This window comes from Chitinophaga sp., from assembly GCF_036566945.1.
Taxonomy (GTDB): domain Bacteria; phylum Bacteroidota; class Bacteroidia; order Chitinophagales; family Chitinophagaceae; genus Chitinophaga.
Genome location: NZ_DATCVJ010000430.1, coordinates 1 through 21,399, shown reverse-complemented (window position 1 = coordinate 21,399; position 21,399 = coordinate 1). Strand labels below are relative to the sequence as shown.

Genomic DNA, 21,399 nt, shown 5'->3' with positions numbered 1-21,399 from the left:
AACCGGACAATAGAGGGTCTTCTGCATGCGCAGGGTGTTTTTAATCAGTCATATAATGACAGTATTGCTAGCCTGACAATAAGGATGTAATCTGTATCATGTACGATTCAGTTAGGTTGAGTTAATTCTACGGTTTGTTTATATGTTGGTAAGTATGGGCAATAGGCGGCCATATGATCAAATGGGCGGCATTTGATCAATTAATTAACCAGCATGAATTTCATTCAGGCTAAAGGTCACCAGGATAGTATACCAGACTTAATGGATTCGTTCTTTTAAATTTTGGTTTAGCGTTGTTGATAACAGCTTTTCATCTTGAATATGTTTGGTTAACGATATAGCGGTCGTTTGTTCTCATTTGCAATTACCTCCAACAATGATATATCCGTTGTTGGTATTATCTTTTTTCACGCGGGCATCTAAGGAAAAAGCAATTATCGAAAGTGCTTTATCCAGGTCATCTGCCGTGTTGAATGATCCGTAAAAACTGCATCGGGCGGACCGTTGATCGGTTACCACCGGCACGTTATAATATCTTTGCAGGTCTGCTGCTACTTTAAGTAGCGGGTCTCCTTTATAGATAAATTTGCCACTCATTTTTTGTGCAAAAAACCTGGCATCGTCGGTGCCGTCGACTAACTGCAGATCTTCCGATGCAGGCAGGTATACGGCGCTTTTGTTGGCAGTCAGTACCAGTGCTTCATTTTTATGTGAGCCACCTTCTTTGGTATTTACCTGTACCATTCCTGATACTACCACTACTCTGGCGATGTTGCCTTCGTGTACTTCCATATTAAAGGAGGTGCCTAGTACGGTGGTATTTATTAAAGAAGAAGAAATGATGAAGGGATGTTTCGCATCATGGTTGATTTCAAAAAATGCTTCTCCTTTCAACGTTACTTCGCGGTTTTTTTTATCAAATACTTCCGGGAAGGTAATACTGGAATTTTTTTCAAGATACACCACTGATCCGTCCGGTAGTTGCAGGGTTTGTCTTTCTGCATTGGTGGCAAATACTTTTTGTTTCACCCGGTGTTGCAGCAGCATATACCCTGCAGCGCCTGCCAGTAGCAGTACGACGGCGGCAGCAGCGATTTTCTGTTTATACAGCCTGAAAATGCCTTTGAAAGAACTATCTCTTATGCCTATACGTTGATGGATATTTTTCAGCATCCGGTCTGACAGACGCTTATCTAATATATGCTTTACTGTTAGGATGTCTTTCTCAAAATATTCCGCTGCTACTATTTCGAGTTCACTGAAATCATTGGCATCGAGGTATTCCATCATCCACTCCTGCTCTGCGGCAGTCCAGTTCTCCTTATTTAATAGTTGTCTGAGGTATTCCTTTCTGTTGGGCACTAGCGTGATGGTTTAATCTAAATACGCGCAGTTGATTAAAACGGGTGGGTTCTTTTGGAACTTTTTTAAGAAAATAGAAATATTAATTTAAATATAATATAAACAGGACTGGTTAATTACGAATCATGGTAGTTTAAGAAGAGCAGGAGCAGTACAATATATTTATGGTCTCCATTGCGTTGCATATAGTCGTTGAGTTTGATCATGGCGGCAGACAAATGTTCTTTTACCGTGTTGCGGGAAATATTCAATTCATTGGCCACTTCCTCATAGGTTTTCCCTTCGAGTTTACAGCGGGTAACGATCGTTCTTTTTTTAGGAGATAGTTTTGAAATCGCCTGTTCCAGCAAATGATATTGTTCTTCGTCTATGTTTTTCCGCTCAATGGCTACAGGATCATCTTCATCCGATTGGAAGATATTTTTGTGGAAAGCCTGTTCACGGAGCTTTTTCCTGACGAAAGATACGCACATATTAAAGCTGATAACAAACAACCATCCGCTTACAGATTGGTCTGGCCGGATATCCTGTCGTTTTTCCCATAGGCGTGTAAATACATCCTGCAGAATATCTTCTGTGATCGCTTCTTCTTTCACAAATTTGAAAATATTCCGGTATACCGCCTCGTGATATTTCCAGTATAGGCTATCAAAGGCGCTTACTTCGTGGTTTTGTAACCGTACAACCAATTCGGCATCTAGTGTATTCATATTTCTTCTTTTATATAAATCATATCGTGGAATACAATTTATATGGCTAGAAAAAAGCCAGGTTTCCCAAAGGCAATGGCCATCTATTCTGCTGTATAAATTAGTAACAAATATTATTATTTAATAAATAAAATCGTATTAAGTATAATTGTTAATTGTTATAGACGTATACAGAGGCGTCAGCGTAAGCGAGGCGTTGAGATGGGATGCAGTATGGGCGCGGGATTTCGAAGGTATGCCTGTTCGGGCTGTACAGAATTGTTGTTTTTAAAATAGATGAGCTGGTTTCCGGGGGGAGGGGCGATTTGGATGAATTTCGCGTGTTTTTTCGCCAGGGAGTAGGATTTTTTTTATTTGGCTGGTTAATCGTTTATTGTTAGACGTTATAACATGGATCCTTATACGCCGGAAATGAATTACAAATTTGAATAAACAGCGCGTCGTTGATCACACTGACCAACGACGCTTTATTTTTTACATCGTGTTACTCATGAAACACAGGCATGGCCGGGAAAAACCAACCATTATATGTCAGCGTTTTTTTCAGGGTAGCCGTAGTGGCATCATAAATCAATACGCGGTTAATACTACCGGTCATAGATCCATTGATGGTAGTCACTACCAGTTCATTCTTTTCTTTATTATACGCAGCGCCTGCGCCATAAAAGTACTGTCCGGAGGGCAGCGTAATAAATGGGGTAGTCAGCGAAGCAGCATTGCCCAGCACATAGCGGTATAATTGTGTACCGCCGCTAAAGCCCACATTACGCACAATAAAAATGGCGTTGTCTTGTGTAGACGCCGTGATACCTGCATGACGCCATGCACCCCATGGCGACGGTACGGTAAAACCCAGTTTCACCGCCGTGCGTGTCAGGGTGGTGGGGTCAATGCGAATCAGTGAATCGGCATTGGTAGCGTATACTGCACCATCTTTGCCGGCGGCAAAGGCGAGATAGGCGGCGCCAAATTTCTTCACCACCGCATAGGTGCTGCTATTCAACGCTACGATACCATCGGTTTGAGATAATACAAACACATAGCTGCCGATTTTTAACATATCGCCGGTATAACCAGCTACACCACTTACTTTGGTACCTACTGCGAGAGAAGGTAACGTAATAGGATATACGCCGTCGCTGGCACTCAACAGTCCATGCGTAGCATCTACCCCGAGAAAGGCATGCCCATCGTTACCAGGAAGGGTAGTGATACGGCCTGTTTCCACCATGCTGCCGCCATCGGTTACCACCAGCGGTCCGCCTGCCTTTACTACGATGTAGAGCTTATTGTTGAAGAAGGTCGCAAATTGCAGGGTATTGGAAGCACCACCTAATGCGCCGGTGGGATTTTCCAGGTGATAAACATCCTGCACCAAACTGTCACCACTATACGAATAGAAGTGGAGATCGCCGGTGCCATGGCCGAACCATCCTTCGTTGGCAATGAAGAAACCATCTGCATATTTACCGGTGATCAGTGAGGCGGTGATACCGGTTTTACTGTTGGCGTCCAGCTTTTGCAACTGCGACGGTTGTAATGCATCTTCTTTTGTACAGGAAGCCACCAACAGGGCAAACGCTACAAACAACGAGGACAATAACTGTTTTTTCATATAATAGATATTTGGATTAATGACATGCCTTTCCCGGTCCGGATGTTGAATCCGAAAAAAAATAACACGCAATAGCAGGTGATATACACCAGCATCAGGCGCCTCAGGGGTAAATAATACTTACACAATAGAATATAATGCCGTTAGGCTTACATTCCTGGCCTTTCACCCGAAAGCGCTGAATGATTGATCACAGCTGGCAGGTCTTCTGGCTCTCCTGCTTTTCCGGCAACCTTCCCATCTGCGGACATGCAGACAGTGGTATGGAGTATCCGGAAAATCGATTCATTAAAAAATGAATGCAGGATCACAGCTACGGGGATAGCTCCGGTATTACACCGGATTCCCTTTTAATCCGCCCGGAGGCGGAACCAATTGTGGGTGCAAACGTACGTGAAGTATTAGTAATATCCAAAATGAAAGGTGAGCGCAGTGTAAGAGGAAAATATCGGCGCATCTTTTCCTGTGCTGGGTAGTTTAGGTACTACCGGCCCCGGTGCCCGACCTTCCTACGGGAAGGTGCGGGCCAGGATGGATGTTATATCATAGTGAAAAAATGATCAGCCTTTCATTTGCCACGACTTCGTTTTCGTAAAAGCACGCATGCCCTGATGCGACAACGTAGCGCCAATCCCTGAATGTTTTCTACCGGCCCATGGCAACCCTGCTGTAACGCGGTCGCAACAATTCCAGTAACCGGTACCGCTGTTTACCTGAGAAAGAATGGTTTCTGCTCTCTCCTGGCTGTTGGAATATACAGCAGCGGTGAGTCCGTACTCCGTATCATTCATCAGTTCTATGGCCTCTTTATCGGTTTTTACTTTCATGATGCCTATAATGGGACCAAAGCTTTCTTCCTGCATCACTTTCATGGTGTTGTCCACATTGACGAGGATGGTAGGTTCAAAGAAATTTCCTTCATGCGGAATGCGTTTGCCCCCAAGTATTAAAGTGGCTCCTTTTTCTTTCGCATCCTTCACTTGTTCTTCCAGCACTTCCAGTTGTTCATACCTGGTTAATGCCCCAAAGTATACGCCTTCATCTGTAGGTAACCCCAGCTTCCAGGAACGTACTGCTTTTACAAAGGCTGCTACATATTCATCGTATACATTTTCGTGCACGTAGATGCGTTCTACGGCACAACAGCTTTGCCCGTTATTATAAAAAGCGCCATCGGCGGTAGCAGCGGCTACGGCGTCAATGTCGGTGATGTCTTCGGTAACGTAGAGCGGGTCTTTACCTCCCAGCTCCAGCTGGCAGGGCACCATTTTAGGCGCTACTTTTTCATAAATGAATTTGCCGGTTTTGTAGGAGCCCGTGAAAAAGTAACCATCAAATTTTAGGTTCAGCAGTTTTTCACCAGCCGCTTTGCCGCCAATGCCTACTTTGAATGCATTTTCTTCCACGCCGGCCAGCTTCAGTAAGTTATCTATTTCTATGGCGGTGAGTGTAGCATATTCAGAAGGCTTGTATAATACGGCATTGCCGGCTAAGAGCGCGGGTATAAATACATTGACGCCTACGAGATATGGATAATTCCAGGCAGAAATATTACAGATCACGCCCAGTGGTTCGTAGGATATTTTTTCTTTTAAAGTATCGGTATTGGTCACCCATTCATCTGCCAGGTATTTTTCTGCATTGTCCAGCATCCACTGTATGCGGGTTCTGGCGCCATTAATTTCATTGCGGGATTGTTGTAGTGGCTTACCGGTTTCAGAAGTAAGGATGGCGGCCAGTTTCTCGATATTTTTCTCCAGCAGCGCACTAAACTTGCCGATGATTTTTATACGCTCGCTCAGGGGAACTTTTACCCAATAGACTTGTCCCAGTTTGAGGAACAGGTATTTATCAATAAGTTTGGTATCCAGGTCATCCCGGATTGTTTTGATAGTTGCTGCGGTAGCCGGATTGACGATCTTCATTTTGAATGGTTTCTTACTGCTTGAATAAATTGATCTTTGATTTTTTGAGAGAGAGGATTGCTTTCCTTTTCTGGCATTCTTTCCGGATGCCATTGTACACAAAGCAGAAATGCTTTGTCTGTTTTATCTTTAAACTCAATGCCTTCAATGATGTTGTCGCCGGAAGTGGCGCTGACCATCAGGTTGAGGCCCAGGTGATCGGGATGAATGGCCTGATGATGTGCGCTGTTTACCTGTCCGGTATCCAGGCCGGTGATGGTATGAAGCAGCGTATCTTTCCTGATATGCACTTCATGTATTTTATCCACTACGTCCTTTTTATGTATTTGGTTGGCCGCTTCTCCAATGTCTTCATACACTTTGCCGCCTTCCAGGATATTGATGTATTGTAAGCCGCGGCAGATGCCCAGTACCGGGATGCGTTGTTGTTGTGAATACTCGTAGATCACTTTTTCAAAGGCATCTCTTTCCGGTGAAAAGTGAGCAGGCTGGTGTGGATAATTTTCTGCCCCACCATAGTAAGATGGTAGTACATCCACGCCGCCGGTTAATACAAAACCATCACAGGTGCTGATGTCTTCCACGTTGTTGAGGAGATAGGAGAGGATCACCAGCTCTATCTCTTCGCCCAGATCGCCGGGCGTAAACCAGTTTTCATAATTGGCGGCACTGGCTTCCGTAAGACTGATCCCTATCTTTTTCTTCATGTCTATAATGCATTTAGGTACAACTGTTTGAAGTCTTCCCTGGATACCGGTTTAGGATTGTTGGGATGCGCAAAGTCGGCCAGGGCCAGGTCTGCCAGTGTTTCGATGTGTGCTTCTTTTACGCCAATGTCCCGGAGATGATGGGGGATGTTGACCTGTGCATTCAGCTCGAACAGGTATTGCACCACGGCTTCGCCGGTTTCTTCTTTTAGCTCCAGTGTTCTGGCGATGCGGCGGAATTTATCTTCAAATCCGGCAATATTAAATTGCATTCCGTACGGAATATTCACTGCATTGGCCAGTCCGTGATGGGTATCCAGCAGGGACGACAAAGGATGTGCCAGCGAGTGTACTACGCCCAATCCTTTTTGAAAGGCGATGGCGCCCATCATAGAAGCCATCAGCATATTACTTCTGCTTTCTATGTCGGGGCGGTTGGTGGCTTTTACCAATGATTTATTTATGAGATAGATCCCTTCCAGCGCAATACCATCACAAAGGGGATGTGGATTTTTTGCCAGGAATGCTTCCATGTTATGGGTGAGCGCATCCATGCCAGTTGCCGCGGTGATGAAGGGCGGCAGTTCCATGGTCAGCTCCGGATCTGCAAATACAATTTTCGCCATGAGTTTAGGAGAGAAGAGTATTTTTTTCTGATGCGTTTCATCATCTGCAATGATCGCACTTCTGCCTACTTCGCTGCCGGTGCCGGCAGTAGTAGGAACAGTGATGAAATGAGGAACATCGTTGGTAACGTAAATATCACCGCCGATGAGGTCATCGTATTTAAACAGGTCTTCGCGGTGATTCACCCGCAGTACCATCGCCCTGGCCACATCGATGGCCGCGCCACCGCCAATACCAATGATGCAGTCGCGGTTGGTATCATCCCAAACGGCGGTGCCTTTGTATACGTCGCTTTTGACAGGGTTTTTATGAATATCGCTGAATACTTCTACCGAAAACTGATGTGCATGAAGATCTGCCACAATGCCTTTGAAAAAGGAGAGTTCTGCCACGGTAGGATCTGTGACGATCAGTGGTCTTTTTAGTCCGTTTTTCTGCAGGTAAGCAGGTAATTCTTTGATTGCGCCCGCTCCGAAACGGATGGTCGTTGGAAAATTGTACTGAAATGCCATATGCTGATGCTTAGATGATTTCGAAATATCTTTTCAATTCCCAGTCGGTGACTGCTTTTGCGTATTGTTTCCATTCCCACTCTCTCGTTAGCGTAAAATGTTCCACGAAAGAAGCCCCGAATAATTCTTTTGCCAGTGCCGACTCCTTCATTTGCTGGGTGGCTATATGAAGGTTCTGTGGTAATACACCATTTGAGGTGTCGCGGTACCCATTGCCGATGGTGGCTTCTTTTTCGAGCAACAGGTTATTTCTGATACCATACAGGCCGGCAGCCAGGCAGGCAGCCAATGCCAGGTAAGGATTGGTATCTGATCCTACTACTCTTGTTTCCAGTCGGGTGGCCTTTATATTACCGGGTAATGCCCTTAAAGCCACGGTTCTGTTATCAATGCCCCAGGTGAGGGTAGTAGGAGCCCAGGCGCCTTCTACCAGGCGTTTGTAGCTGTTGATGGTAGGCGCGATCATGGGAAGAATCTGCGGTAAACAATGCAACTGCCCTGCTATATAGCTTTTCATCAGCGCACTCATTTTGCGCGCATCTTTCTCATCGTAAAATAAATTGTGTTTATTTTCCAGATCCCACAGGCTCTGGTGCACATGCCCGCTGCATCCCGGAAGATGTTCATTGATCTTGGCCATAAAAGTAGCCAGTATCCCATGCTTATAGGCAATTTCTTTTACGGCTGTTTTAAACAACACCGCCTGATCTGCTGCCTGTAAAATGGTAGCATACTTAATGGCCGCTTCATATACGCCGGGCCCCGTTTCTGTATGCAAACCTTCTACCGGAATATCAAATTTTACCAGTTGTTCAAACAGGCTGCTCATGTAGTCGTTTTTCAACGCACTCCGTAAAATAGAGTAGCCAAACATACCCGGTGTTAAGGGCGTAAGATCGCGGAATTGCTTCTGATGCGCCGTATCCGGTGTTTCTGCAAAATTGAACCATTCAAACTCCTGCGAAAAATAAGGCACAAAACCACTCTGAGTGGCATCGCCCATCACTTTACGCAACAGCTGTCTTGGACAGGTGTAGGTAGGCGCCTCATCTTCCTGTACAAAATCTCCCAGGAAAAAAGGTACATCGTTTTCCCAGGGAATTTTACGAAAGGTGCTGAGATCAATTTTTACAGTGGCGTCGGGATAACCGGTATGCCAGCCGGTGAACTTCACATTATCATATACCACATCGCTCATGTCCCAGCCGAAGGTCACATCGCAGAAACCAAGTCTGCCTTCTACTACGGAAGCAAACTTTTCTGCGGCAATGTATTTACCTCTTAATACGCCATCAATATCTGTCACCGCCACTTTTACTTTACCGGAGGGATGCTGTTTTACGTACGCTAATATGTCTGATGTAGTCATGTATTGGCGGGTTTAAATATTTTGTACAACAAAAAGGCGATGGCCAATATGGAAAAATAAATGCCTCCCAACAACGGGTTGAAAAGGAACATGGCAATAATAGAGATGGTGGCGATCACCAGCGAGATCAGCGGAAATGCCGGATAGAAAGCCACTTTGAAAGGACGAGGCAATTCCGGTTCCCGTTTTCTCAATATGATAATAGACACCATGGAAATGATATACAAGGTGAGCGCGCCAAAAACAGACACGATAATAATCTCCGCTGTTTTGCCCGAGAGCAGCGCTAAAATACCAATCACCATATTGCCGATCAGCGCATCGGCAGGCGTATGAAAGCGGGGCGATATTTTGCCCAGCAAAGCCGGTAAATTATGCACCCTGCCCATTTCGTAGGTAGAGCGCCCCGCCGCTAAAATTAGCCCGTGAAAAGAGGCGACCAGTCCGAATAGCCCCACAGTAATCAGCAGGTGATACATCAGGTGACTGCTGCCGGTAATTTTAGCCAGCGCCAATGGCAGGGGAGAGTCGGAAGTTTCTCCACTGATCCCGTTTTTATATACAATGGCTTCCCAGCCTGCAATACCCGTAGCCGCAATAAATATCAATACACATAATATAGCCAGTGTGAGGATCGCCCAGCCGAAACCTTTGCTGATATCCCGCTGTGGATTTTTTGTTTCTTCGGCTACATTGGCAATCCCTTCTATGCCCAGAAAAAACCAGATGGCAAAAGGAATCGCGGCAAAAGCCCCGCCCCAGCCATTAGGAAAGGCATTGCGCGTAAGATTGGCTACCTCGAATTTAGGCAAAGACAAGCCCGAAAACAACAACAGTTCTCCCACCGCAAAAATAGTCACAATCACTTCAAACGAAGCGGCGGCTTTTACACCATATACATTCAGGGCGGTAAACACAAAATAGATAGCAATAGCACTGACCAGTATCGGTACCTGTGGGAAAAAAGCATTGAAGTAAGCGCCGATGGCGAAAGCAATGGCGGGAGGCGCCAATATAAATTCTACTACCTGGGCAATACCCGCAATAAAGCCGATATTTTTGCCCATAGCCCTGTTGGCATAATCAAATACGCCGCCTGCTTTGGGAATAGCACAGGCCAGTTCGGCATAACTGAATGTAAAGGTTACATACATCACCATGATCACAAGGGTGGCAATGGCCATACCCCCGGTGCCACCTTTTTCAAGTCCAAGATTCCAGCCAAAGTACATTCCTGAAATTACGTATCCTACTCCAAGCCCCCACAGCATAAAGGGAGTCAGTGTTTTCTTTAAGCCCTTGTTTTGTGTCATTAGAAAGATCTCGATTGTGTGTTCCGTAATATAACATAAAATAAAATATTATTTAAGTAAGTATTTTGGTGGAGAATTTTAAGAGCCAGTCGTTTATCTTTAGGCATATACCCACACCTGAGCACAATTTTTCCCGCAAAGACGCAAAGCAGCAAAGATTTTGAAGGAACAAAGATTATACAAACTATTTTGCTTGCTTAAAATTCGCTTCAAAATCTTTGCTGCTTTGCTGCTTTGCGCCTTTGCGGGAAAATACGCTTGCGGGGAACATATTGTCCTGCCCACTATTCAGCTAATACTTAGCTACCAACGGCTCACTAAAACGGCTTACCTGTACCCGGTCAAATTCTTTTACATAGTCAGGGTGTTCGGTACCCATAACGCGGTCCCATACACGAAAGTAAAGTCCATAATTACCCCTGAATTTTTTATGATGCAGGTTGTGATGTACAGAAGTGTTGAATACTTCAAACGCCCAGGAATGGCGGAACCAGCGGGGCATGATCTCGTAGCCCAGGTGTCCATATACATTGATGATAAAGCCGCTCACGGTGAAAAGCAGTATAGACAAAGGATGCAACGGCATCACAAATGCGATCACTATTAACACACCGCCTTCTACAACGGCTTCGGCCATATGAAAACTATAGGAAGTCCAGGGAGATGGGTTGGTGCTTTCGTGATGCACTACATGCGTGAGCTTAAACAGTTTTTTATGATGCATGATCCGATGCATCCAATAGAAATAGGTGTCGTGTACAATAAGACTCAGCACTACGCTCACGCCTACATACCACAGCGGAAAGTCCGACAGCTGATCGTAAATCATCGTGTACTGCCGCAGTGGCGTAAATAACAATACCATGGTAATGCAGGTAAATACTAATGTGCTTTGCATAGAATACCATATTTCCCGCAGGAAATCCTTTTTGGAAGCCAGCTTCTGCTGTATCTTAAACCGGTTAAGTTTGTTGGGTAGCAGCAGGTAAAATAACAGGAAGGGAATACCTGCCAGTGCAAAATATCGGAGAGCGGAATAAATGAAAATCTTACCTGCAGCCGTTACTATCGGGTCCATACGCCATGAATTTTTATGACCCAAATGTAGCGCAGGGGTAGGGCAGATGCCGTTAACAAAGGATAATTTCCGATCTTAACAAAGGTTAATTTCCACGTTTTCCTTTGTTATGCATGCGTTTTCTGATACGGCTAAGTGACACCGGCGTAATGCCCAGCATGGAGGCAATATATTTATCAGGTACGCGGTTTACCAGGTCGAACCGCTCCGTGAGCAGGTTACGATAACGTTCTTCCGGAGATAGGGTAACAAAGGATTCCATCATCTTCAGCGATTCAGATAACATGCGCATCAGGAAAAAATTCCGCAATGGCTCGTATTCAGGATGGGTTTTCAATACTGCTTCCAGCACATCATAATCCATTTCCAGTAAGGTGGTAGGCTCCAGCGCCCGATAGATAAAGCGGGAGGGCTGCCGGTTGATGATAGTATCGTGTGAGGCAATAAATTGTTCCTCCCAACGGAGAAACAACGTAGCTTCGTCACCGTTATCCTTTACAATATAGGCGCGCATCACGCCCTGTTCAATAAAAGCCAGGCGGCGTTCTGTTTCTCCCTCGCGGATGTAGACCTCATTGGCTTCCAGCTTCACTTCCCGGGTCATCGCAAATAGCGCGGTGGTATCGGCAGGTAATACGCCGGCTAACTCAAATAATAATTGCTGTAAGGTGGTTTTTGAAATGCTCATATAAATTTACTGCGGTGCTAATGTAAGTTTTATTCCCCGAAACCGCAGCCCCGTATGTTTTGCCGGTATATTTCCGGGAGAAGGGAATCCGCTATAATAATGCCGGAAAATCGATTATATTAACAGTCAGGTTAAAACTAAAATTCCATGTTAAAAAATAAAGTGGCACTCTCCCTGCTGCTGCTACCAGCGGCACTTCCCGGGTATGCGCAACAGGTGGCGACCACCATCCGGTTAAATCAGGCAGGATTTTACCCCTATGCGCCGAAACTGGCGGTGGTGACCATACCGGTTTCAAACAATCCCTTCTACATTATAAAGGAACGGGATACCGTTTTCCGCGGCGTATTAAGCGAAGAAAAAACGTCTGCCTGGTCGGCTACCAAAACCAGGATCGCAGACTTCTCCGCCCTGACTACTGCCGGCAGCTACATTATATACGTGCCTGCTACCGGGGAATCCCGTAGCTTCACGATCGGCAACGACGTACATCGTCCTGTTGGTATAGCCAGCCTGAAAGGATACTATTACCAGCGTTCCGACATGCCGCTGGAAGCGCGTTTCGCCGGCAAATGGCATCGGCCCGCCGGGCATCCGGACACGCAGGTATTGGTGCATGCCGGCGCCGCCAGCACGGTACGTCCGGAAGGTACCGTGATCGCTACACCGGGTGGCTGGTATGATGCAGGAGATTACAACAAATACATCGTAAACTCCGGCATCACCATGGGCACGCTGCTGGCGGCCTATGAAGATTTCCCCGATTACTTTAAACAACTACCCACGAATATTCCCGAGAGCGCCGATGCCATACCGGACCTCCTCAACGAGGTGATGTACAATCTCCGCTGGATGCTTACCATGCAGGACCCTGCAGATGGTGGCGTGTATAATAAATGTACCAATGCTGTCTTCGATGGTATGGTGATGCCGGGTGTTACCAAAGCCCCCCGCTATGTGGTAGCCAAAGGCACTGCGGCTGCACTGGACTTTGCCGCTGTAACAGCACAGGCAGCACGGGTGTTGAAGCCGTTTAATCCGCAGCTGGCAGATAGTTGCCACAAAGCGGCCGCCAAAGCCTGGGCATGGGCTAAGGCATTTCCATCGCTGGCGTATAACCAGGAAGCGTTGAATAAAACATATCTCCCGGCTATCACCACCGGGCCCTATGGTGATAAATATTTTAATGATGAATGGTTATGGGCAGCAGCAGAGTTATATATCACCACCCGCGATCCCCAATACTTCACTATCGTGGAACAGCATATGTCTGATAAAGTAAATCTGCCAGCCTGGGCGGATGTAGCTATGCTGGGATACTATGCTATGCTGCGCGCGAAAAATTTACCAGCCAGCACTACGGCCACGGTAACGTTCATGCGTACACGCGTACTCGATATAGCCAACACTTATCTGGAAAAGGCTGGCAGCAGCGCTTTCCGGACCGTCATGGGACAATCTGCCCGCGATTTTATTTGGGGCAGTAATTCCGTTGCCGCCAACGAAGGGGTGTTGCTACTAAATGCGTATAGGCTTACCCGTGACCGGAAGTATATCAATGGCGCATTAACCAACCTCGATTATTTGCTGGGCCGCAATGCCACCTACTACTCCTTTTTAACCGGCACGGGTACACAATCCCCCATGCATCCGCATCATCGCCCTTCGGTGGCTGATGGGATCGTAGATCCCGTTCCCGGCTTGCTGGTAGCAGGGCCTAACCCCGGCATGCAGGATAAAGTGCACTACCTGTTTACAGCGCCGGAAACAGCCTATATAGATCATGACCAGGCATATGCTTCCAACGAAATCGCCATCAACTGGAATGCCCCCATGGTATACCTGGCCAATGGCATCGAAGCCTTAAAGCAAGCCGCCGGCTACGTGCACAAACGCTGAGGCCCATTCATATTGTAAAAAAAACTGTTGCCATGTAGGTTGCTATCTTCCCCATCAGTACCGGTTGAGAAGATGGTATACCTCGCGGGCAAAATTGTATTGCCATATTCCGGGAATTGATGCTTAAATTACAGGACTATAAACCGATGCTTCGATGAAACCTGGAAAAATAATCCCCGCCGCTATCACCATCTTCGGCGCTAAAGGGGATCTGACAAAAAGAAAACTGATTCCGGCACTTTATAATTTGTACACAGACAAGCACCTTCCGCCCGTATTCACCATCTATTGTGTGGATTTTCTGGCAGAAGATGAAGCTGCTTTTAAACTGGACCTGCTCGCAGGTATCAACGAGTTTAGCCGGAACGGAAAGGCCGACGAAAAAGAATGGGAAGGATTTGCTAAAAACATTAACTATCTGCAGGGCGATTTCCTGAAAGCAGAAACCTACACAGGGCTGAAAGGAAAGCTGGATGCCTTCGAGAAAAAGCAGAAGAAAAGCAGTACCCGCATCTTTTATTTTGCCGTGGCACCCCGCTTCATCGAAATCATAGCAGAAGGCTTAGCCAAACATAACCTCTGTAACCGTGATGGCCTTGATCGCATCGTAGTGGAAAAACCATTTGGTACCGACCTCGACACCGCTAAAAAACTCAATCGCTTTTTAACGAAACGATTTGCAGAAAAGCAAATCTATCGCATAGATCACTACCTGGGTAAAGAAGCGGTACAAAACATTATGGCATTCCGTTTTGCCAACTACGTATTTGAACCACTATGGAATAAAAAATATATCGATCATGTGCAGATCAGCGTGGCCGAAGAAGTGGGCGTAGGCAAACGGGGTGGCTATTACGATGGCGCCGGCGCTTTACGCGATATGGTGCAAAATCACCTGTTGCAGCTGCTGTGCATTGTAGCTATGGACTCCCCGGAGTTTTATAAATCAGAACTGATTCGTGACGCCAAAGTAAAAGTGCTGAAAGCCATCCGCCCCTATACGCCGGCACAGGTGCTTAAAAACGTAATCCGCGGACAATATACCGCCGGTAATGTACACGGAACACCACGTCTGCCTTATCGTAAGGAAGAACATGTGCTGTCTGCCTCCAATACCGAAACCTTTGTTGCCGCACGCTTATTCATTGACAATGAAAGATGGAAAGGCGTTCCTTTCTTTTTACGTACCGGCAAATCCATGCCTGTGCAGTCGTCGGTGATAGTAGTACAGTTTAAAGATTCTCCCCATAAAATTTTTAAAGATGACCTCACGCCAAACAGGCTAATCATCAGCATACAACCAGAACTGGAAATAAGCCTGTTGTTTGAAAGTAAAGTGCCCGGCCTCAAAATGAAACTGAAGCCGGTAGAAATGGACTTCACCTACCAGGAATCATACACCGAAACCATCCCGGAAGCATATGAAGCGTTGCTGCTCGATGTGCTGGATGGTAATCCCACCCTGTTTATGCGCGCCGACCAGGTAGAAGCCGCGTGGAAAGTGGTGATGCCTATTGTAGATACCTGGAAAAAATATCCCGCTAAAGAACTGCATTTATATAAAGCAGGTACCTGGGGACCTACCGCTGCTACGGCCTTGTTAAAGCCTTATGCAAAAGACTGGTTCCGCTTATCGGCGAGAGAAGAGAGTATAAAGTAAACGCGAGTTTTTGTCTTTCCCAGGATTATACTGATTTAGATGATTTTCACGATTTTTATCTTTTGATTTTTTGATTAAAAAAGATTAGCGAAGACTAAAAATACATGATGTTAATCTTCGCTAATCTTTTTTAATCCTGTAAAAACAAAATCGTGAAAATCATCTAAATCAGTATAATCCTGGGAAAGACAAAAAATCGCGTACTTACGGTGTATACGTTACATTACTTCCATACAAGATACTCGATACCCCCGAAAAATAAGTATGCTTATCGGTACTGGTCAGGTTATACCACAAGTACACGCCATAGCCATTATTCTTCGTTTGTGTAGCCAGCGAGTTGGCAGTACTCTGACTGGTACTCTGAATATCTACTGCTGCCGGTGCTAACTGACTCTTCGCCAGTCCGGCTACATTGGGTACGGAATAAGAACCGTAAATAGCATTCCAACTGTAGTTGACCATGTCGCCTACTTTTTTGCCACCCCAGGATAGCCGGGAAGCAGCCGGACCGTAGTAGTAAAAAGAAATGATCTTGGTAGGCATTATTTGATGCAATTCATCTACCAGCATCACGAAGGAGCTGTCGTTGGGTTGCGTGGTACCGTTGTTGCCATAGTCTGCATACTCATCATCAAAATCAATTCCATCCAAACCATAATACGTAACGGTGTCGCTGAGTTGTTGTGCAAACGCATGGGCGGAGGTTCTGCTGGTAAAATTACAGAAGCCGGCGCCCTGGTGATTGCCGAGTATCGACAGCAATACTTTCATGCCTTTGTTTTGCAACGGCACTATTTGCGTGGCCTTGTTCACCAGTACATTAGATACATTGGGATTGTTGTACAACACTGCTTTGTGCGTGGTGGTATTGTAGTTGATATTCGCCGCAAAAATGATGGCGATATCAAACAGTTGCTGCCCACCAGTGGTTAAGGTGTATTTGCCGGTATTCAGTAAACTGTTGCTGTTTACTTCTACATAGCAAACAGATTTACCACCAGCTTTGGTAACAGTTTCTGTGCTGACTTTTCGGCCGCCGTTGGCGACATCCGAAGGGGCAATACTTTTTTGATTTTCTTTCTGACAGGCCGCTGCGAAGAGTAGGGTAACGGCAGCGGCAGTACCTGCGGCTATTAGCCGCCAGGAGTGGAATCTTGTTTTCATAACAACATTTTTGATGTTAAATAATCAGGGTTCAGTTTTGGTTACGGGTTTCCTGGCTAACGGATCTCAGGACTGATTTGTTGGGGACTATGCTCAGGCTAACGTTGAATTTTATATAACCGGTGGCTGACGACATAGTCAGCCACCGGGGAATGTGATATTATTTTATTTGCCGGTATCCCACCACAAACGGGTACCACCATTATCCAGTCCGTTCAGCAATTGCACACCTTTTGCTACGGTGCCGGGATTGGTATTGTATTCATTTTGCGGATAAGGCAATCTCCTGATTTGTACTGAAGTGGAAATGGTACCGCCACTATTGTTGTGTACCACAGGGAATAATCTCGGAAAACTGGTCCTGCGGAATTCCGTCCATGCTTCCTGTCCTTCGGGGAACATGGCCAGCCATTTCTGTGTAATGATGCGTTCCAGTTTTACGCTATCTTTCGCAGCATCATCCCATTTGATCGTAATCTTAGATGGGTTCACAATGGTATCACCAGGCTTTTTAGGATCGACAGAAGGAGCAGGACGGCTGGTATCATTGTTAAGATAACCACCCGGCACTACTTTCCACTGTGCCATAGAAGTGGTAATACCCTGTTCATATAATTGTTGCATCGATCCGCCGGCGTTCGACCAGCCGCGATATACCGCTTCTGCCCGGAGGAAATATACTTCTGCAGCCGTCATTAACTGCACAGGTGTTTTCAGCGTAAAGGAAGGCGCCGTACCGTCGTTGGTGTTAATAGAAGAATAGCCAACATAATCTTTCTTATCATTAGCACCGGTGATGCTACCCATACGGATACCAATATATCGTGCAGGGAAAGCGGGATCGGTTGATTTATCCATATACTTTCCTACACGCGGATCATTGAAACCTGTCAGGAAACACTGCAGGGTGGCATTAACGCGGGTATCTGCCCAGTTTTGGGCAATAAATACCAGCGGATTGGTGAAATCACCGGTTACCTTTACCATCATGTTATCGGCATTATCTGTCAATACACCACCGTTAGCAGGATTCAGGGCCTTTTCCGCTTCTGTTTTTGACAGTACTTTATCGGCTTCGGCAATATGTACGGCGAGGCGTAAACGAAGTGAGTTGGCAAATTTTAACCATTGTGTAAAGTTACCATTGTACACCAGGTCGAAGCTGCCGAAATCAAATGGGAGCGCAGTACCACTGCTGATCTGGGCGCGTAATAAAGTGCTGGCACTATCCAGTTCCAGGAAGAAACGTTTATAAATATCCTGCTGACTATCATAAGGAACGGTGCCAGACTCACCTACACGGCTATACGGAACGGGACCATAGGTATCCGTTACACGGCTCATGCCCGTTACCTGTAAAATTTGTGCTACTGCCCATACTGCCGGATAGGTGTTTTCAATACCTGTTTTCCGGAGCCTGGCTATAGGCGACATGATGCTCAGGTAACCTACTTTATAGGCTTCCCCATTCCAGCCACTCACCAGGCCGTAGTTCATATTGGTATTACCACCAAATGGATTTGGCGACATGAAATAGCCGGAGAAACAATCTGCATTCAGATTTTGTTGTACCTGGAAAGAGTTTGGATCACCGCCGCCGGAGAAATTGTAAATAGCCATCTGGGCAGACTTCAGATATAAACCGAGATTGTTGAAATCTGCGGCCAGCTGATCTTCCGATACGCCGTTATTGTTGGTATTGTATCTTTCAAAATTTTTTGTACATGCACTCAGTCCGGCCACCAGCAATGCTACTGCTACCCATAAACGGGATTTGTAGCCATGCATTTTATTTGGAAATTTCATCGTTTGTCAGTTTTTGCGTGAATGATTTAGAAAGAAGCATTTAATGTAAGACCATAACTACGCGTAGCTGGTAACATAAACACATCTACACCGCCAAGTCCGTTTGATGTGGACATGGTTTGCTCAGGATCAAATGGCGCTTTCTTAGAGAAATAAAACAGGTTACGACCTGTCAGTGAAAACTTCAGTGTTTTCAAAAATGAATTGGTCACCGGTACCGTGTAACCTAAGGAGGCTTCTCTTAATCTGATGGTGGTAGCACTGTATAAGTATTCCGCTGATACACCTTCTCTGCCGCCCACCACAGAATACCAATCCTGTGCATTTACGGAGGTTACTTCTTTGCCATTCGGATCTACGCCATTTACTTTAACACCACCGGCATCACGGGCGTCACCACTGATTTTTGAAACGCCGTAGTAGTCCATCATTGCCTGGGTAACTGACATTACCTTGCCGCCAAACTTACCATCAATCAGGAAAGAGAAAGTGAAGTTGTTGTATACAAAATTGTTGTTCCAGCCCAGTTGCCATTTGGTATTGGCATTGCCCAGGTACACCATATCTCCGCCTTGTTTAATTGGCTTGCCATTTCCGTCAATCATAACGCGGCCTTGTGCATCACGTTGTAATACGGTACCATAAATGTCACCGAAGGAACCACCTACTTTAAACTGAGAAGCATAGTTGGCGCCGGAAGCACCGCTCAAGGTGAAACGGTCTGATAACGGAGATAATTCTATGATTTTATTGTCGTTCGTAGCAAAATTGATTCCCGTGTTCCATTGCAGTTTGGTATGACGCAATACATCATATCGCAATACCGCTTCCACACCCTGGTTTTGTATGTTACCGGCGTTAATGAAATAAGTATCAAAGAGGGTGGCATTCGGTGCATTAATCTGCATCGTCTGGTTAGTAGTATTTGTTTTATAGTAAGTGAGATCTATACTCAGCCTGCTGTCAAAGAAACGCCATTCGGTACCTAATTCCAGCGATTTTGTTTTTTCGGGTTTCAGTGTGCGGAAAGGTGCCGCTACACTAACAATAGGGGTACCACCAGTACCTAAAGTATTGGGGGCTGGATTACTCTGGTACGCTAAAGGAGAGTTGCCTACTATCGCATAGGAGCCGCGTACTTTAGCATAAGTAATCTGCTGTGGTAATTTAACCAGCTGGCTCAGCATCACATTCAAACCTGCAGAAGGGTAGAAGTAAGACATCTGTGGTGTAAATGCCAGGTTCGATGCCCAGTCGTTACGCGCTGTCAGATCCAGGTACAACCACTCTTTATAGGCGATGTTGGCGCTGGCAAAAACAGATTGCCATTGTCCGTGATTTTCCAGCTGTGTGCCGGAATTACGACCATTGAGTGTTTTAATATTCTGAATGGTGAAAACGTTTGGTATATATAAACCGTCTTGTCCTGAGTTAAGGAAAACACCGGTAGTTTTTACATCACGGATACTTCCACCTACCACACCGGTAATTTTGAAATCATTAACCGGAATATTGAAGTTGGCGATCAGATCCCCATACTGTTGTGTGGTAGTGCTGTTGTTGTAATTATATAAACCATTGGCAGGTGCTACCGCTTTTTGTGAGCTGGCGTATATTTTCTGTTCATATACATCCGCGATACGATCAATACTTCCTCTTGCCTGTACATTCAACCAGGAATTGATATCATACTTCAGGTTGGCGTTGGCCAGTATCCTGTTGCGGGTAAGACTGTTGGTATTGCGGTGGAGGATCCACCATGGATTCTGCTGAATATCTTCATCAAAAGGCCAGTTCTGTACATTCAGAAAGTTCCTGGAAGGATCTGGTTTTTCAAACTGGTCTTTATAAGGTCTGATATCCTGTCCGCGTGGAAAGAGATATAAACCGGTGAGTGGATTGAAATACAAACCGGAAAGCGGTGTATTATCAATCTTCTGTGTCATATAGTTCACATCTGCGGAAGCGGTCAGCTTATCATTCAGGAAGCGTCCTGTTTCTTTAAATGTGAGGTTATGACGGCCCAGTTTATTGCCATCCTCTATACCGTTGGCGGAGGTATTGGCATAAGAGAAATAGGTTTGCATTTTCTCGGAACCGGCAGACAAGCTGATAGCATTCGTAAAGTTGGTGCCATTTTGGAAAAAGGCAGACAAATTATCGGGTGCGCCGTTGATTTTGTCTCCCCAGCTTTGTGCAGAACCTTGTTTTGTGGTGTCGTAGTGGTTCTGAAATTCCGGTTTGTAGGCTGCCTGCGTAATATTGAAACCGGAAGAGAAGTTAATCAATGTACGACCAGCCTTGCCACTCTTAGTGGTAACAATGATCACACCGTTGGCGCCCTGGCTACCATACAGTGCTGCAGCGGAAGCGCCTTTCAGTACGGAAATGTTTTCAATATCTTCCGGGTTCAGGTTAGAGATCGGATCTCCGCCATCATACGACATGCTGCCACCGTATACGCTGGTAGGCTGATTGGTAATGGTATTGTTCATCGGCACTCCATCGATCACGTACAGTGCCTGGTTGCTGCCCAGCCCTGATTTATTACCACGCAGAATTACTTTGGCGGAACCACCTACGCCGGAGCTGCTGGAAGAAATCGTTAAACCAGCGACTTTACCATTCAGGGTATTCACCAGGTTGGGATCTTTCGCTTTGGTCAGTTCCAGTCCATCCAGTTGCTGGGTGGAATAGGTAATAGATTTATCGGATCTTTTAATACCCAGTGCGGTTACCACTACTGCGCCCAGCTGGCTGTTTTCAATAGCGAGGGTCACGTGTATATTGGCATCGCTGCCTACGGTGATCTGTTTGGATTCGTAACCAATGAAGCTGATGATCAACACATCGCCGGGATTGACAGACAGGCTGAAACCACCTTCCACATTGGTCATGGTGCCTTTAGTAGTACCTTTTACCTGGATAGACACGCCTATGAGCGGCATTCCTTTGGCATCC

At 45.8% G+C, this 21,399-nt stretch carries 15 protein-coding genes and 1 riboswitch; of the genes, 2 read left to right on the top strand and 13 right to left on the bottom strand.

The annotated features are described in order from the left end of the window. Positions 1 to 354 precede the first annotated feature (354 nt). The 10 genes from VIP81_RS12975 to VIP81_RS12930 all read right to left on the bottom strand — a co-directional run bounded on the left by VIP81_RS12975 (position 355) and on the right by VIP81_RS12930 (position 11,906). Positions 355 to 1,362: a FecR family protein gene (locus tag VIP81_RS12975; RefSeq protein ID WP_331961036.1), complete on the bottom strand. Its 1,008-nt coding sequence runs from the start codon at positions 1,360 to 1,362 to the stop codon at positions 355 to 357. 116 nt (positions 1,363 to 1,478) lie between these two features. Continuing rightward, the gene (locus tag VIP81_RS12970) at positions 1,479 to 2,072 is read right to left on the bottom strand and encodes an RNA polymerase sigma factor (RefSeq protein ID WP_331961033.1); all 594 of its coding nucleotides are present in this window, start codon (positions 2,070 to 2,072) and stop codon (positions 1,479 to 1,481) included. Positions 2,073 to 2,556: 484 nt separating this feature from the next. After that, positions 2,557 to 3,687, bottom strand: a complete 1,131-nt coding sequence (locus VIP81_RS12965; protein WP_331961030.1) for a DUF5074 domain-containing protein — start codon at positions 3,685 to 3,687, stop codon at positions 2,557 to 2,559. 181 nt (positions 3,688 to 3,868) lie between these two features. Further along, a riboswitch (cobalamin riboswitch) is annotated at positions 3,869 to 4,078 on the bottom strand. A gap of 169 nt (positions 4,079 to 4,247) precedes the next feature. Then, complete coding sequence (locus VIP81_RS12960; protein WP_331961027.1) at positions 4,248 to 5,612, bottom strand: aldehyde dehydrogenase family protein; 1,365 nt, start codon at positions 5,610 to 5,612, stop codon at positions 4,248 to 4,250. Next, positions 5,609 to 6,319 (bottom strand): gamma-glutamyl-gamma-aminobutyrate hydrolase family protein, encoded by a 711-nt coding sequence (locus VIP81_RS12955; protein ID WP_331961024.1) that lies wholly within the window; start codon positions 6,317 to 6,319, stop codon positions 5,609 to 5,611. The genes VIP81_RS12960 and VIP81_RS12955 overlap by 4 nt, the downstream gene beginning before the upstream one ends. A gap of 2 nt (positions 6,320 to 6,321) precedes the next feature. Next, positions 6,322 to 7,458 (bottom strand): iron-containing alcohol dehydrogenase, encoded by a 1,137-nt coding sequence (locus tag VIP81_RS12950; RefSeq protein ID WP_331961021.1) that lies wholly within the window; start codon positions 7,456 to 7,458, stop codon positions 6,322 to 6,324. 10 nt (positions 7,459 to 7,468) lie between these two features. Next, positions 7,469 to 8,827, bottom strand: coding sequence for a glutamine synthetase family protein (locus VIP81_RS12945; protein WP_331961018.1), 1,359 nt, complete (start codon positions 8,825 to 8,827; stop codon positions 7,469 to 7,471). Next, entirely contained in the window at positions 8,824 to 10,140 is a 1,317-nt protein-coding gene (gene eat / locus VIP81_RS12940; protein WP_331961015.1) for an ethanolamine permease, read from the bottom strand. The genes VIP81_RS12945 and eat overlap by 4 nt, the downstream gene beginning before the upstream one ends. Positions 10,141 to 10,432: 292 nt before the next feature. Continuing rightward, positions 10,433 to 11,218, bottom strand: a complete 786-nt coding sequence (locus tag VIP81_RS12935) for a sterol desaturase family protein (RefSeq protein WP_331961012.1) — start codon at positions 11,216 to 11,218, stop codon at positions 10,433 to 10,435. Positions 11,219 to 11,303: 85 nt separating this feature from the next. Beyond that, on the bottom strand, positions 11,304 to 11,906 hold the full coding sequence (locus VIP81_RS12930; protein WP_331961009.1) for a Crp/Fnr family transcriptional regulator: 603 nt from the start codon (positions 11,904 to 11,906) through the stop codon (positions 11,304 to 11,306). A gap of 147 nt (positions 11,907 to 12,053) precedes the next feature. Here VIP81_RS12930 and VIP81_RS12925 point away from each other — a divergent pair, with 147 nt between their 5' ends. Further along, on the top strand, positions 12,054 to 13,805 hold the full coding sequence (locus tag VIP81_RS12925) for a glycoside hydrolase family 9 protein (RefSeq protein WP_331961006.1): 1,752 nt from the start codon (positions 12,054 to 12,056) through the stop codon (positions 13,803 to 13,805). Positions 13,806 to 13,959: 154 nt separating this feature from the next. Beyond that, positions 13,960 to 15,465 carry a glucose-6-phosphate dehydrogenase gene (gene zwf, locus VIP81_RS12920; protein WP_331961003.1) on the top strand — a complete coding sequence of 502 codons (1,506 nt, stop codon included), beginning with the start codon at positions 13,960 to 13,962 and terminating at the stop codon, positions 15,463 to 15,465. 204 nt (positions 15,466 to 15,669) lie between these two features. Here zwf and VIP81_RS12915 read toward each other — a convergent pair whose 3' ends face one another. The 3 genes from VIP81_RS12915 to VIP81_RS12905 all read right to left on the bottom strand — a co-directional run. After that, entirely contained in the window at positions 15,670 to 16,632 is a 963-nt protein-coding gene (locus VIP81_RS12915; RefSeq protein ID WP_331961000.1) for an endo-beta-N-acetylglucosaminidase H, read from the bottom strand. A gap of 165 nt (positions 16,633 to 16,797) precedes the next feature. Continuing rightward, complete coding sequence (locus VIP81_RS12910) at positions 16,798 to 18,438, bottom strand: SusD/RagB family nutrient-binding outer membrane lipoprotein (protein WP_331960997.1); 1,641 nt, start codon at positions 18,436 to 18,438, stop codon at positions 16,798 to 16,800. 26 nt (positions 18,439 to 18,464) lie between these two features. Further along, the coding region (locus VIP81_RS12905) for a SusC/RagA family TonB-linked outer membrane protein (protein ID WP_331960994.1) at positions 18,465 to 21,399 on the bottom strand (2,935 nt) is incomplete at its 5' end.

What these genes read in the sequence shown, in the direction of transcription:
- VIP81_RS12970 (WP_331961033.1), bottom strand. Translation starts at nt 2,072, where the DNA reads ATGAATACACTAGATGCCGAATTGGTTGTACGGTTACAAAACCACGAA.
- VIP81_RS12965 (WP_331961030.1), bottom strand. Translation starts at nt 3,687, where the DNA reads ATGAAAAAACAGTTATTGTCCTCGTTGTTTGTAGCGTTTGCCCTGTTG.
- VIP81_RS12960 (WP_331961027.1), bottom strand. Translation starts at nt 5,612, where the DNA reads ATGAAGATCGTCAATCCGGCTACCGCAGCAACTATCAAAACAATCCGG.
- VIP81_RS12955 (WP_331961024.1), bottom strand. Translation starts at nt 6,319, where the DNA reads ATGAAGAAAAAGATAGGGATCAGTCTTACGGAAGCCAGTGCCGCCAAT.
- VIP81_RS12950 (WP_331961021.1), bottom strand. Translation starts at nt 7,458, where the DNA reads ATGGCATTTCAGTACAATTTTCCAACGACCATCCGTTTCGGAGCGGGC.
- VIP81_RS12945 (WP_331961018.1), bottom strand. Translation starts at nt 8,827, where the DNA reads ATGACTACATCAGACATATTAGCGTACGTAAAACAGCATCCCTCCGGT.
- eat (WP_331961015.1), bottom strand. Translation starts at nt 10,140, where the DNA reads ATGACACAAAACAAGGGCTTAAAGAAAACACTGACTCCCTTTATGCTG.
- VIP81_RS12935 (WP_331961012.1), bottom strand. Translation starts at nt 11,218, where the DNA reads ATGGACCCGATAGTAACGGCTGCAGGTAAGATTTTCATTTATTCCGCT.
- VIP81_RS12930 (WP_331961009.1), bottom strand. Translation starts at nt 11,906, where the DNA reads ATGAGCATTTCAAAAACCACCTTACAGCAATTATTATTTGAGTTAGCC.
- VIP81_RS12925 (WP_331961006.1), top strand. Translation starts at nt 12,054, where the DNA reads ATGTTAAAAAATAAAGTGGCACTCTCCCTGCTGCTGCTACCAGCGGCA.
- zwf (WP_331961003.1), top strand. Translation starts at nt 13,960, where the DNA reads ATGAAACCTGGAAAAATAATCCCCGCCGCTATCACCATCTTCGGCGCT.
- VIP81_RS12915 (WP_331961000.1), bottom strand. Translation starts at nt 16,632, where the DNA reads ATGAAAACAAGATTCCACTCCTGGCGGCTAATAGCCGCAGGTACTGCC.
- VIP81_RS12910 (WP_331960997.1), bottom strand. Translation starts at nt 18,438, where the DNA reads ATGAAATTTCCAAATAAAATGCATGGCTACAAATCCCGTTTATGGGTA.